15 protein-coding genes are annotated in these 13912 nt (G+C 47.8%); 10 read left to right on the plus strand and 5 right to left on the minus strand.

Going from position 1 to position 13912, the window contains the following annotated elements; translation table 11 throughout:
• Positions 1-14: 14 nt before the first annotated feature.
• The 3 genes from rsbW to CXK86_RS22930 all read left to right on the plus strand — a co-directional run bounded on the left by rsbW (position 15) and on the right by CXK86_RS22930 (position 2402).
• Positions 15-467: an anti-sigma B factor RsbW gene (gene rsbW, locus CXK86_RS22920; protein ID WP_036606993.1), complete on the plus strand. Its 453-nt coding sequence runs from the start codon at positions 15-17 to the stop codon at positions 465-467.
• Positions 464-1237: a sigma-70 family RNA polymerase sigma factor gene (locus CXK86_RS22925; protein ID WP_036606995.1), complete on the plus strand. Its 774-nt coding sequence runs from the start codon at positions 464-466 to the stop codon at positions 1235-1237. The genes rsbW and CXK86_RS22925 overlap by 4 nt, the downstream gene beginning before the upstream one ends.
• Before the next feature lie 103 nt (positions 1238-1340).
• The gene (locus CXK86_RS22930; RefSeq protein ID WP_083684932.1) at positions 1341-2402 is read left to right on the plus strand and encodes a magnesium transporter CorA family protein; all 1062 of its coding nucleotides are present in this window, start codon (positions 1341-1343) and stop codon (positions 2400-2402) included.
• 20 nt (positions 2403-2422) lie between these two features.
• On the opposite strand, the gene CXK86_RS22935 is transcribed toward CXK86_RS22930, so the two are convergent.
• From CXK86_RS22935 to CXK86_RS22950, 4 genes are all read right to left on the minus strand, one after another.
• Entirely contained in the window at positions 2423-2788 is a 366-nt protein-coding gene (locus tag CXK86_RS22935; RefSeq protein WP_076253596.1) for a DUF5665 domain-containing protein, read from the minus strand.
• Positions 2789-2872: 84 nt separating this feature from the next.
• Positions 2873-3280, minus strand: a complete 408-nt coding sequence (locus CXK86_RS22940; protein WP_036606997.1) for a YtxH domain-containing protein — start codon at positions 3278-3280, stop codon at positions 2873-2875.
• A 64-nt stretch (positions 3281-3344) separates the two neighbouring features.
• On the minus strand, positions 3345-3602 hold the full coding sequence (locus CXK86_RS22945; RefSeq protein ID WP_017692278.1) for a GlsB/YeaQ/YmgE family stress response membrane protein: 258 nt from the start codon (positions 3600-3602) through the stop codon (positions 3345-3347).
• Positions 3603-3736: 134 nt separating this feature from the next.
• Complete coding sequence (locus tag CXK86_RS22950) at positions 3737-4438, minus strand: phosphatase PAP2 family protein (RefSeq protein WP_076253597.1); 702 nt, start codon at positions 4436-4438, stop codon at positions 3737-3739.
• Positions 4439-4615: 177 nt separating this feature from the next.
• On the opposite strand from CXK86_RS22950, the gene CXK86_RS22955 reads away from it, so the two are divergent.
• Both CXK86_RS22955 and CXK86_RS22960 read left to right on the plus strand, forming a co-directional pair.
• Positions 4616-5635: an asparaginase gene (locus tag CXK86_RS22955; protein WP_076253598.1), complete on the plus strand. Its 1020-nt coding sequence runs from the start codon at positions 4616-4618 to the stop codon at positions 5633-5635.
• A 139-nt stretch (positions 5636-5774) separates the two neighbouring features.
• Complete coding sequence (locus tag CXK86_RS22960; RefSeq protein WP_036607001.1) at positions 5775-6500, plus strand: pirin family protein; 726 nt, start codon at positions 5775-5777, stop codon at positions 6498-6500.
• 96 nt (positions 6501-6596) lie between these two features.
• Here the strand turns inward: CXK86_RS22960 and CXK86_RS22965 are convergent, their stop codons facing one another.
• Positions 6597-6821 (minus strand): DUF1128 domain-containing protein, encoded by a 225-nt coding sequence (locus tag CXK86_RS22965; RefSeq protein ID WP_036607002.1) that lies wholly within the window; start codon positions 6819-6821, stop codon positions 6597-6599.
• A 158-nt stretch (positions 6822-6979) separates the two neighbouring features.
• Here CXK86_RS22965 and yyaC point away from each other — a divergent pair, with 158 nt between their 5' ends.
• The 5 genes from yyaC to CXK86_RS22990 all read left to right on the plus strand — a co-directional run bounded on the left by yyaC (position 6980) and on the right by CXK86_RS22990 (position 13469).
• Complete coding sequence (gene yyaC, locus CXK86_RS22970; protein ID WP_083669892.1) at positions 6980-7537, plus strand: spore protease YyaC; 558 nt, start codon at positions 6980-6982, stop codon at positions 7535-7537.
• A gap of 60 nt (positions 7538-7597) precedes the next feature.
• Positions 7598-8389 (plus strand): alpha/beta fold hydrolase, encoded by a 792-nt coding sequence (locus tag CXK86_RS22975; RefSeq protein ID WP_036607004.1) that lies wholly within the window; start codon positions 7598-7600, stop codon positions 8387-8389.
• Between the two features lie 271 nt (positions 8390-8660).
• Complete coding sequence (locus tag CXK86_RS22980; protein WP_076253599.1) at positions 8661-9365, plus strand: DUF6483 family protein; 705 nt, start codon at positions 8661-8663, stop codon at positions 9363-9365.
• A gap of 96 nt (positions 9366-9461) precedes the next feature.
• Positions 9462-10709, plus strand: coding sequence for a class I SAM-dependent methyltransferase (locus CXK86_RS22985; protein ID WP_051447021.1), 1248 nt, complete (start codon positions 9462-9464; stop codon positions 10707-10709).
• A gap of 1302 nt (positions 10710-12011) precedes the next feature.
• Positions 12012-13469 (plus strand): O-antigen ligase family protein, encoded by a 1458-nt coding sequence (locus CXK86_RS22990; protein WP_373888075.1) that lies wholly within the window; start codon positions 12012-12014, stop codon positions 13467-13469.
• Positions 13470-13912: the final 443 nt, after the last annotated feature.

A 13912-nucleotide genomic window follows, 5' to 3' on the forward strand; every position in this document is an offset into this window, starting at 1 on the left:
GGATCGAAAAAGGAATGAATGCAGAAGTTCAAAGAGTCACCCTTAATTTACCTGCGACAGCTGATTACGTTGATATTGTAAGACTCAATCTCTATGGAGTAGCATCCAAAATGGGATTTTCCTACGAAGACATTGAGGATATGAAAGTTGCTGTATCCGAGGCCTGTAACAACTCTGTATTGTATGCCTACTCACACGAAGGCGGCATGGTTGAAGTTGTATTCGAAGTGGATGGCGAAACATTGTCCATTATTGTCAAGGACGAAGGTGCCAGCTTCGAGAACATGAACCCTGCTGTGTCACGTGCCGGTCTACACGACAAAGAACTGACGGAAGCACAGATTGGCGGACTTGGGTTCTACCTGATGCAAGCCTTGATGGATGATGTCAGTGTGGAAAGTGAGACGGGCAAAGGTACGAAAGTAGTACTCGTAAAACGTCTTGCAAGAAGTGAGGAGAAAGTATGAATGAAAAAGTGACTCCCCCAGAGTCCATGTCTGAAGCTATAGGTTTGATCTGGGAATACCAGCAGACCCTAGATAATGAAATTGCAACAGTTCTCATCCGTAAATATGAACCAATGGTCAAGATGGCAGCAGGTAAAATCGCTCGGAATCGCCCCGATCTATACGAAGACTTGTATCAGACCGGGCAGATGGCTTTGATTCGTTTGCTTAAGCAATACGATATCAACCTGGGTATTCCGTTTGAACCTTATGCCATGAAGAGCATGATCGGTCATATGAAGAACTACTTGCGTGATAAATCCTGGTATATTCAGGTGCCCCGGAGGATTAAGGAAAAGGGAGCCCTTGTGCAACATGCCATTGATGAGTTAACCGTTAAGCTGGAGCGCTCACCCGGTGTGAACGAAATTGCTGAATACCTTGATCTGACTGCAGAAGAGACAATTGAAGTTCTGGCTGGTCGGGAATGTTACCACTATGTATCACTGGATTCTCCTTTATCTCAGGATGACAGTGCAGCAACATTGGGAGAACTGATCAGTGCAGATGTGAATGACTATGATTCGGTCGAAAAACGGATGGACTTGCAACAGGCATTGGGACAATTGAAGGAACAAGAACAGCAGGTACTTATTCTAGCATTCCAGGATGGCCAATCTCAGCGGGCAATTGCCCAAAAGCTTGGTGTTTCACAGATGAGTGTATCTCGGATTCAGAAGCGAGCTACAGAGAAATTGAAACAGATCATGTCTAATGCTTCAATGTTATGACAAATGGAACCCTAATGTTGTTGAGTACGGCATAAAGAAGGACACGTCAATGCGCTGAAATGCATACGTGTCCTTTTTGGGATCAAAAAGATATGGGTATGCAATGAAGAACCTGAGTGCAGGAGTGGATAAAGTGATTGTGAACCAAATCAAGTTGGAAGCTCGCCGTGACAAGTTATCTTGCTCGGACCATTGGCAATGGTGGGATTGGGTTGCACCTGACACCGATAGCATGAACGATGCGTTGGGGGAGCTGACAGAGGCGTTTCCGGATATGCGGTATTGGCTTCATAAGATTCCGGAAGTGGAATCGAATTATTTGTCCGTCCGTTTCGTGAATGGTACAGAACCAGTCATATTTGGTTCATTGTTGTATGCGGTCAAGAATGAGAGAGATGACAAACGTCAAGATAATCAGATGTTTTTCTATGTCGATCGCAATAACCTGGTTACCTTGAATATGGATGACAATACACGAGGTATTATGAAGACGGATGAACGTGCCCATATGTTACAGCAATGTAGTGAAGCCAGGGACGGGATGTTTGTACTTTTTCGAGCTATACTGCATTACTACCATGTGGGGATGGATCATTTTGAGATGAACCTGCGTGATCTGGAACGGAAGATGGAATCCCGCAATGCCCGAACTTTAATGGACCAGATTCTGGCCGCCCGATTTGAACTGTTATACTGGAGCAATCTGTTTATCCCCTATTCGGAACTGATGGCTGCTGCCCATGAGGCTTATCTCAGTGAAATCAACGAAAATCGATATTTCCAGCAGCTCCAACATCGAGTAGAGCGAATGGAACGTTTGTTTAGTCACTACGAGAAAGAGATCGATACGTTAATCTCCATTGATAATGCGATCTCAGGTGTACGTGGCAATGAGATCATGAAGACGCTGACCATTGTTACTGCTGTGTTCATACCTGCCACGGCAGCTGGCGCGATATGGGGGATGAACTTTGAGAACCTGCCCTTTATCGACAAATCATGGGGAGTTGTACTGGTCCTTGTTGTCATTATCTTAAGCATGATCAGCATGTATGTATGGCTGATGATGAAAGGCTGGACAGGAGATCTGCTCAAAGTGAAATCCTCACAGCCTTCAGCTGAAGAGACAGAGAAAAAAGGAGCAACGGAAAAACGTAAGGGATAGCCTACTGTTGGTTAGTCCTCTTAGTTTTTGTAATCTTCAATATAACCAAGCAAGTCAGCGATATATTGGCCCACAATTGGCATATTCACGAATTGGCTGAGAATGAATGCCAGCAAACCGAGAACAACAAAGGTACCCACAGTCAGACCGAGACCTCGTGCCATGCCCGCTGTAAAATTGGTAATAATCCGCTTTTTGGGACTGCTGTAATTATCAATAATATCCTTGATCTGTGCTCTCTCCAGACTGTCCGCAATCTGGTCCAGACGGGTGTTCAATCGCTTTACCTCATGACGCAATTCAAAAGGATGCTCGCTTGTATCATACTGCTGTGCCGGTGTTCCTCCCGTAATTGGAGTATTACCGTTGATTGTAACTTTACTCATATTATTTGTCCTCCTCAACTCTCATTGGATAAAAAATAGCCAGCTGGAGTGCAGCTGGCTATTAGTCACTCGATCTGTATCGCCTTACAGGCTAGTCGAGTTAAGTTCTTTACGTGCATCTTCCTTCGCTTCAACGGAAGCGGCAGCCACTTCATCAGATGCACGGGATGCTTCGTTAGCCACATCAGCGGACGCTTTTCTCACAGAGTCCATTACATCATTGCGGCCTTGATTTACCGTTTTTGCAATGTCGGAAGTTTTGGAAGAGACCGTTTTAGCCAGTTCAGAGGCTTTGTCACCTACAACAGTTGCCACTTCTTTGGTGCGATCAGTAACGATGCCCACTTTCTCGGAAAGGTCACCACGCAATTCACGTCCCGGTTTAGGCGCAAAGAGTAGTGCTGCTGCAGCTCCCAGCAAACCCCCGATGAAAATACCTTTTGCGAAAGTCGAACCCGTCTGTACAGGATATTGCTCTTCTGCTTTATTCATGTCTAATCACTCCTTCTTCAATTTAAGAAACAAATACGAAACAACGAACACCTTGTTGCCCGAATCAGGCAGCCTGTCTTAGCAGTCTGGACACAAGCCCCAGCAAGAAAACAAAGAGCGCTGTACCAATGATGGCAGGGATAATGGCAAAGTTACCGATAACTGGTCCCCAGTTACCAAGCAAAAGTGCTCCCAGCCAGGCTCCGGCAAATCCGGCAATCATTGCACCGATTATGCCTCCAGGCATGTTGTGACCGGCAAGTGCATCTCCGATCAAACCGATGATGACAGCCATCACAATGCTGATAATGATGCCCCACATAACAACCGCCTCCTTTAAACTTGATGTAGGATGTTGTCTGTTCGCGTTTGCTTACTTCGTATATAAACCCCGTGCAACCCTGTGAAACAATAAAGATGAGGAGGAATGAACTGGAAATTAGAGGAATTCATTCTTTAGCGGCTTTGTTTAATGCCTTTAACCATGCAGAAAATCCATGCCAATCCAGCAGTAAATCCAGTAAATACATCCGTAGGATAATGAACGCCCAACATGATTCGGCTGAGGCCAATCAAGAAAATAAAACTAATACCACCTAGAACAGGAAGCCACACACCGGAAGAGTTATGTCGCTGTCTTTCAATGGCCCAGATTACAAAGAGCATGCCGTAGAAACCCATGGAGATCATGGCATGTCCGCTGGGAAAGCTGTACCCGTGAACGACCAGTAAATGATCCAGTTCAGGTCTGCTTCGTCTGAAAAATTCCTTCAATAAGGTGTTCAGAATCCACATCATGGCAAAACTTCCCGTGAGCGCATATCCATATACAACAAACCTTGGACTGCGTTGAATGAAGAAAAGAAGAGCAAACCCTCCTGCAGCCACAGCAGAGATTTTGAATGAACCCAGTGCGGTTATGAATGCAGTGTAAGGGAATAGATGAAGACGTGAATCTGAATTCAGATAAAATAATTGCTGAATTTGATCATCCAGACGAATAATAACATCAGCACCCAACCAGGCACCCAGACCTGCCAGGATAAATACGACCGATGCGCTGAGGGCCAGGCCAGCCATACCCCAGTTGAGGAGTGGACGTAATAACGTACCGGAATTTGAACTGAATGAGGCTGGTGAATACGTTTTGCGCGGCATAATGAGTTTCTCCTTCAGTTATTGTAGTAGATGAACATAGATGATAAAGCTATACCCGAAATGCCTGTCGAAAAAACTGTAAAAACGTCGCTTTTGTACTATACTATTTAAGATATCCCATGCGGCGTCGTGACGCAAAGCAGAGATGAAATCGGGAGCACAAAGGAGAGAACTCGCATGGAGAGTGCCTTGTTAATTAAAGAATACCGTGCAGGCGTTATGGAATGCGCCCATTACGGACACATAAGTATTACGGATGAGTATGGACGAATCGTATACTCGGCTGGTGACCCTCATTTTAGAGCGTTCACTCGTTCATCTGCCAAACCTTTTCAAGCCATTCCAGGTATTCGGGCAGGAATTGCCAGTCACTATGGCCTATCAGCACAGGAGATTGCCATTATGTCCTCTTCGCATCGTTCGGAACCGGAACACATTCGGGTGCTGGAGCAGTTATCCGGTAAGATCGGATTGGGAGAAGAATGCCTGATCTGTGCACCAAGTTATCCGCTTAATGAAGAAAGCCGTAATCAATGGTTACGTGGACAAGGAGAGAAACGGCGCATCTTGCACAACTGCTCCGGAAAACATCTGGGGATTCTGGCGTACAGCCAAATGAAGCAGGTTGATCTGTGCAGTTACGCTGAACCGGATCATCCGGTACAACGAGAAATTCTTGAAACGTTTGCCGACCTGGCAGGTATCGAAGAAAAAGAGATTGAGCTTGGGACGGATGGCTGCGGCTTTCCGGTATTTTCTTTGCCGTTGTCGGCATTGTCGAACGCCTATCTGAAGCTCGCTTGTCCGGATCTTATCGCTGATCCTTCCACAAGAACAGCTGTAGAGACCATAACATCAGCTATGAATGAACATCCGTTGATGGTAGGTGGCACGGAGCGTGTAGATTCAGTGTTGCTGGAAGACAATAACATTGTAGCGAAGGGTGGATTCAAGGGGGTATTCGGATTTGGTCTGAAAAAAGAAAGACTGGGAATCACCTTCAAGGTGCTTGATGGTTCCGAGGAAGAGTGGGCCTTCATTACCCAATCCATCCTGAGACAGATTGGTTATTCCAATGAGAGAACCATTGCCCGATTGGCTGAAGTGTTCCCTTCGGACATCCGAAATGATGCGGGTACCCTTGTAGGTCATGCAGATAGTGAGTTCATTCTCCACTCACTTGAAGATAGCGTATAACCTTAAGAAGGGGCGTGATTAGAGTTGCCGGACCCCGGGTAAAGATGACATACCAACTGGTATTCATCTATACAATTCATATACACGCATGGACTGCCGCGGTAATGTGGCAGCTCTAAACCCTTGGAGGTGGATGAACATGATTAAAGTGGTGACATCGGAAGAAAGGCACACGTCGGATCGAGGTTGGATACACAGTGAATTCAGCTTTTCGTTTGCGGATTATGATGATCCAAGCAACGCCCATTTTGGCTGTCTGTTGGCTCATAATGAAAACACGCTGATGCCGCAAGAAGGCTTTAAGAAACATCCACATCATGATCTTGAACTTGTCAGCTATGTCATATCGGGTACACTCAAACATACGGATAGTATGGGAACAGAACAATTGCTTGAACCGGGTACGGTCCAGGTGATGAGTGCGGGTACGGGAGTGGAACACTCCGAGACCAATCCGTCAGCGGATGAACCGGTACGTTTCCTCCAGATGTGGTTTTTGCCATCGGAGCGTATGCTGAAACCTTCCTATACGAATCGGAGAATAGAGCCGCAGGAGCACTTGAATCGTCTATGTCCGATTGTATCCGGGCAAGGGGGAGAGGGAAGCGAAGGCGCATTGCCTATTTCCCAGGATGTAACCTGTTACCTGTCCCATTTGGAGTCCGGAAAGAAGTTGATGTACCCGCAACACGAAGATCGACGGACACATCTTTTCCTGATCAGTGGACATGTAGAGATTCATTGTTCGGATGGCAACTTCAACCTCAAGCCAGGGGATGCCGCACGAATTCGCAAAAGCTGTGATCTGCAAATCACGAGCACAGACAGTGAACCTGCCGAATTTGTTTTGGTTGACCTGCCTTAAGGATGGGATGTATTCCTTAAAAGATAGTCTGGAAATATAAAAATGTGAAAAAGGACCTGTTCCCACGGTGAGGTGGAAAACAGGTCCTTTTTTGGCTTAAGATTTACGAAGATTACCCAGTTCCGAAGCGACAGCTTCCACTTCAGAGATACTGAGATGTTCCTTGCTCAAAATCATTTCATACAGGTCAAACAGATCTTCATATTTCTCAAGTGGGAATGAAGAAGCTTGCATGGCGGCACCGCTTGCCATACGAAGTTTGGTTTTGATCGCTTCAATCATATATTCCATATTGGCTGCTGTTGCTTGTGATAAATCCATCGTTAAGTTCATCCCTTCCGTATCGGAAACTCTTGTTATTGTATCATGATTGGAAGCGCTCAGGCTAATGCTTTTGCGAGGAAACCAAGCATCGGTTACAATGATGGATACAACAACAGTATTTAACGGAAACCTGAGTGTACTGGAGGGAATACAGCTTGGCAGCGTATAAGCGAGAAATGGTTCGCCATCAAGGAAGGGAAGTCCGCAAAGGCGTGCCTGCAGAGAATCTGGTTTTATTTTTCAAAAACATCATTCAACTTCACTCTCCAGCTGAAATCACGTTTGTCTGCATTGGTACTGATCGTTCCACCGGGGATGCTCTGGGTCCACTGACAGGAAGTTTACTGCAAGAGAGTGGAATGGAGAACGTGATTGGCACGCTGTCTTCCCCTTGTGATGCAGATACGCTGGAAAAGAAATTGGCAATTATTCCTGCACACCATGCCATCATAGCGATTGATGCATGTCTGGGTCCAAAGCATGCGGTAGGTACATACTATCTCTCGAATAACCCACTCATTCCGGCCCAATCGGTCGGAGGCAAGCTACCCCCTGTTGGACAATACAGTGTAGCAGCTGTGGTTAATGCGAATGGACCAAGGCCCTATTCCATTTTGCAGATGACCTCACTTCACTTGGTTATGGGGATGTCCCGAACGATTGCAGACGCCGCAATTGAAGCATGGAAATGGAGACAAACGTTTCATTCATGATATGTAGGCTTAATAATATACAACCTGAATTATTTAATTCGCGCAGAGAGAGGGATTCATATGGAAAAAGTGATGTGTGATGGAACGACGATTTGTTATGCCGAACAAGGTAAGGGAGAAGCACTCATTTTGCTCCACGGATACTGTGGCAGTTCATCGTATTGGGATGAGGTCGTACCTGAACTGGCACGCAGCTATCGCTGTATCGTACCTGATCTGCGTGGACACGGAAAAACAGATGCACCTGTAGGAAGTTATACCATCGAACAGATGGGCAATGATGTATTACAGTTGATGGATGAGTTGAATGTGGAAAAAGCGGTCCTTTTGGGACACTCGATGGGGGGATACATTGCGCTCTCGATTGCACAACGTCACCCGGAGCGTTTGAATGCATTTGGTCTGATCCATTCAACAGCCTATCCGGACAGTGAAGAAGCCAAGGAAAAGCGCCTTCGTGCTGTATCCACCATTCAGACCGAAGGTATCGTAAATTTTGTAGATGGACTGGTTCCCGGACTGTTTGCACCGGAACATGTGGAATCGTTATCTAAGCATGTAACACGTGTGAAGGAAATTGGATACCAGACTGCTCCTCAAGGTGCTGTTGGTGCTGCACTTGCTATGCGAGAACGCCCGGATCGCCGCGATGTGTTATCTGCTACACCTTTACCTGTATTGCTGGTTGCGGGAGAGAAAGATGCGGTTATCCCGCCAGAACGCACATTTACAAGTGACAAGCCACATATCGTGCAAGCCGTGATTGCGGGTGCAGGTCATATGAGCATGTATGAAGCTCCTGAAGAGTTAATTCAGGTCATTAAACAATTTATGGCTGGATTATCGAAGTAATTGATGAAGTGATTAATGTTGATATAATTAGAATATAGTTTGGTTTCTGGATGATTCAACCTCTTGTGGAGGAGGAGTACCCAGTTCCATTTCAACCGAGCCCCTGCCACGTCCCTTTGGGATAGGCAGGGGTTTAGTGTGTTCATGGCTAGAGCAAAGACACGTGTTTCTTGTTTTTGGCTTTTTGTCATGGCATGAATTAAAATAAATATAAAGGAACGATATGAGAACGATTGAATGTATAGGGTCGAATGATGAGGGGGCATACAGCATGTTCAGAAAAGATTATCTGCTCCGCATGATGGAGGAAATGACTGAAGCAATAGGCAAAGTGTTCACGCTCAAACAGCAGCGTAAGCACACCGAGGCATTGTCTGAACTGGATGAGTTGATGCGCAGGCAGTTTGGGTTGAACTTATCTCTACTGAACTCATTGCCAGCAGAGGATGTTATTGAAATGTTCCGTTTTCGCGGAATAATTGAGGTAGATAATCTGCAGCAAGCCGCGAGGCTGATTGAAGAAGAGGCTTACATCTATCAAGAGAAGGCCAAAGTGGAAGGCATAGATGATCAGGAGAGAATGGACGCAGAGGATGACGCCCTCATTCGATTGATGAGATCACTTCATTTTTACCTGTATGCATTGAATCATGGCGCTAATCCCAAGTTGTTGGACGCACCGGAACGGGTGGAGGGTGTGTTGGGGCTTACGAAAGAATATGAACTCCCTGCTCGAACCGAAAGACAGCTTGCCCTGTATCGTGAACAACAAGGGCGTTATGACCAGGCAGAGAACAGTTGGTACAGGCTGCTACAGCTTGGTGCTGAATTCCCGGTGAGCTACCGAGATGATGTACAGGCGTTCTATGAAAGGTTGAGCCCACTCACGGATGAACAACTGGAGCAGGGCGGTCTGCCACGGAACGAAGTTGAAGAGGGACTAGCTGAACTAAGTCGTCAAGAGATGAACTCATAAAATATGGATTGGATCAAGGCCTGTTACATGCCTTTACTTGGAGAGGGAACGGAATTGTGGTATGGTAACGGTTGACCAAACCAAATCGAAAGTGAGATGTACCCCGTGGATTCATTGCGAAAGCTTATACAAGACATCTTTGAACAGAATTCGCTGATTACAGCGACCTGGAGCCAGCTGCGCAGACGGGACAATGTCTCGTATACCAAAGTGCAAGTCAAGCCGGTGACACTGAAGAATCAGCTGCATTATCAATTTGCATTTCATTATAACAACAAAGTGCTGCACGAGAATTTGACTCCGGCTGAAGCGGCTGAGCGCATGACTTTGTTATGCGAAGAGACGTTTCGTCAAGGGCTGCTCTGTACGACCGAGGCAGACTATCAAATTTTGATCAGCAAAAAATATAAAGTATCCATTCTGACCAAATCTGCTTCCAAAACTGCGGTGGATCTGTCGCATAATCGCAAGAAACAATATGTATTAGAAGAAGGCGTACCTGTATCGTTCCTCGTTGAACTTGGTATTATGAACGAAGAAGGTCGTGTGCTGGCCCGCAAGTATGACAAGTTCAGACAGATCAACCGTTTCCTCGAAATGGTGCAGGATGTCATTCCACATCTGCCGGAAGGACGTCCACTGACCATCGTTGATTTTGGTTGCGGCAAGTCTTATCTGACATTTGCGTTATATCATTATCTGTCTGTACAACAACGGCGTTCACTCAAGATTATTGGGTTGGACTTGAAGGCAGATGTAATTGAACACTGTAATGATCTGGCTAATCGATTGCATTATGGCGATCTGAAGTTTCTGGTTGGAGACATCGCGGACTACGATGAATTGAATGAAGTGGATATGGTTGTCACACTGCATGCCTGTGATACAGCTACCGATGCTGCTTTGGAGAAGGCAGTTCGTTGGGGGGCTTCTGTTATTCTGTCTGTTCCTTGCTGTCAGCATGAACTGTTTGATCAAGTAGAGGCTTCCGTGATGAATCCGTTGTTGTCCCATGGCATCCTCAAGGAACGTTTTTCCGCACTGGCTACGGATGGGATTCGTGCCAAGTTGCTTGATCTGATGGGATACAAGACACAATTGCTTGAATTCATCGATATGGAGAATACGCCTAAAAACATATTGATTCGTGCTGTTCGCGGTCAGGCTGGCGAAGTGACGGAGATGTGGAATGAATACACAGCTTTCCGTGATTTCATTCATGCTGATCCATATTTGGAGCGGGCTTGTGCCGATTTGCTTCCTGGTGATGGCAAGCAGGCCAACGGGAAATCAAAATCGAGCAAAGAAACCGTTCAAGATTCCGCAAATTGCGACCTTTGCTGAGTGTGCCAACGCCAATCCAGGGACATACTGCAATTAGGGTCCCTGAATGTAAAATGATATTCAATGCACATACTGCGTAGCAAGCAACATCATAACTGTCAGATGTATATCAGGCAGAAGGACCCGTTATCGGGATCTTCTGTCTTTTTGTTATGCATATGGAGCGGTGGAAGGAGGGTAGAGATGAAGAATAGGACAATGGATAAGGGAGTTGTGAGGGATAGACGAGGGTATGCGGCGAACGAGGTAATAGTGAAACAGGCGTTTGAACGGTCTCACCACGCAAATGGTACAGAATCTGTAGATAACAAGGACTTATGTAATGGGGACATTAGGGATAGTGGAGACAGTACATATAATAGGGAACATACATACAACAAACGTGATACGTATAAAAAAGATGATAAAAATAATCCAAATGGAGCTATTCAGACCGATGCGTCAGGGAGTTTTTCTTGGACCTTGAGGAGTGAACGTATTTTAGGTTCGGGATGTACTGTTGGGTTGGGCATACTCTCCATTGTCTTGCTGTTTGCAGGATGTCTGAGTCGGGGACTGTACTATTCAGCGGATATGTACCCTGTCCTATTGATCGCAGCAGGAAGCATATTGATTATGTTTTTGTTTTTCCTTGTAGGTATTCGTCCGCAGAAGGCGAGTGAACGAATACCCATGTCATTGGGACAGGGTCGGGGGAGACTCCAACGAATCGTTGAGAAAATTTTTCGATTTCCAGGAATGTGGCGGGTATTATGGCCGCTGGGGATGATGACATGTTTTGGGCTACATGCATGGGTAGGCTCAGTGAGTAAACAGGGCAGCATGGATGAGATGCTGCGGTGGAGCCTACTTGCGATGTTTACTCTGCTCACCGCAATACTGGCTGCGCGCACGAATGGTGCGCGTTGGTTAGCCTGCGGTTGGCAGATGGCAGGCGGCTTGCTTGTGCTAAGCGGCATCTTTGCCGTGTGCGGGATATTGCCGCTGCCCTTCGGGGTGATGCGAACTGCTGACCCCGAGATCAGCTCCGCCGGAGCAAGGCTCGGCGGACTATTGCAGTACCCGAATGCGTACGGTGCCGTTGTTGGCATGTACGCATTGGAGCGGCTGACAGCGGCCGCGCGAGTCATAGCCCGGCCTGTGCCGGCCGGGCGACTCATTGCGGCAGTGCTGCCGCTCATGCCTGCGCAAGCCGCGCTCCTGCTGAGCGAGTCGCGCGGCGCTTGGCTGGCGACCGGCTGCGCCGCGGTCGCCGCCTACGCTTTGCAGCGGCGCGGTGCCCGCCTGCCGCTGCTGCTGGCCATGGCCGCGCCACTGGCGTGCGCGGCCTGGCTGTACCGCCAGCTGGCTGCTGCCCAGCTGGCGCCTGCACCCGTGCCCGGCCTGCTGGCACTGGCCGGGGCATGGGCAGCTGCGCTGCTCGGCACGCTGCTGCTGTGCCGTCTATGGCACAGCGGCGCCGCCAAGGCTCCGCGCGCCGCTGCCCTGACGGCCATCGTGCTGGCGGGAGCCGCCGCTGCACTGATGGCCGTGGCCTCCACCGCCGATCGCCTCGCGGCGGGTGTCGGCACTGGGGTGTCCCGCCTACAGATGTGGCGGGACGCCCTCCAGCTGTGGACCGAGGCCGCATGGCTCGGCCACGGGGGAGATACATGGCGCAACATGTTTCGCGCCATTCAATCCTCGCCTTATGTTGGAGGCGAGGTTCACAACGGCCTGCTCGATCTCGCCCTGGACACGGGCATGATCGGCATCGTGCTTGTCGCAGGGTGGTTTCTCCTCACCCTGCGAAGCATCTTTTATTTTGCACCGCAGCTCATGCCATCCATGCTTGTTTTTGGCCTGCATGGGGTGATGGACTTTGACTGGAGCTTTACATTATTTTGGATGCTCTTCATCTGGCTCGGTGCTTGGGCAGTCGCATTGAAGACGGAAACAGAGGGGGTCCAGCGATCCGGCGTAACTGTGAAATACACTCTTATCAGATCCAAATCGGGATCTAAATTGAGATCTAAATCCAGATCTCTTTTCTTGCGATATTTATCAACCCAATCCCACCCATCAGTTGTCCCGATGCGTTCCTTCTTTCATATTTTTCAGCGAGTAACTGCTCGGCTAATAAGGGTATCCATAGTGATGATCATCCTTTTCTGGATTGGGGGAACAGTCTGGCTGACCTCCCGATATGCCGTAGCAGAAGTGCAGTACCGTCAGGCGATGTCTGAACCGGATGGCACTCCAGCACAGAAGGTGCATCTTATGGCTGCCCTTCAGTCTAACCCGAATCGACCGGATATCGTGATATCTCTTGCGCGAACGCTCCCGGGACGAGAAGCAGAATCACTTCTTTTGAACAGCCTGTCCCATTCCCCAATGCACCTTCAGATTTACATCGAACTGGGACGATTGGCAGCCCAATTCGGCGAAGGACAGCAAGCTGGAGAATATTTTGAACAAGCGATCGCATTGAATCGGTATGATGGCATTGGCCAATCCACGGCTTTGTATTGGATGGAGCAGGCAGCGCGGCGGGAATGGAAGGCAGGATTCACGGATCGAGCTCGACAGACCGCCGCCGCTGGTGTACAGATGTATGAACAGTATCAACTGTTGGCTGAGGAAGTGGAAGCAGGAAACGTTCGCAATGATCGTCGCTTTGTACTGGAAGAACATGCTCCAGGCTATGGAGAGAACCTGCGCAGGCTTGCTTCGGGTTCTTCTCCTCCGTTTACTCCAGAGTTGACTAAGCGGAGCCCTTGAATCACTGCTGGATCTTGACGCTAACCCAAGCGAAATGATGATGGATGTCAACGTCTAAAAATTCTGGGAGTCCAAGCTGGCTGCTCCTCGCGGATGGGTATGCGATTTTCTAAGGAACACAGGACGTCTTATTTGGCCTTTAGCTCCTCCTTTTAAATTGTAAGGAACATCAGACACGTTATTTCCGGAAATTCCCTAACAAAAACCCTATAAAAGTCCAAAAATTTCGATATAACGTGTCTCAGATTCCTTAGATTTCTAAGAGTGCTTCAAATCCTTGAATAAGACGACTCAGATTCGTTACCGCTCATGGGCTTGGGCTTGAGTTATGAGTATGGGCTTGAGCATGAGCATGAAAATATAATCCCAGCTTATGTTCATGCTCCCCGTGGTGGTCGGCTCCATGCTCTGCTCGATCCGCAAGCCAGAGGACGACCCTGAAC

Source organism: Paenibacillus sp. BGI2013, from assembly GCF_002843485.1.
Classification (GTDB): Bacteria; Bacillota; Bacilli; order Paenibacillales; family Paenibacillaceae; genus Paenibacillus; species Paenibacillus amylolyticus.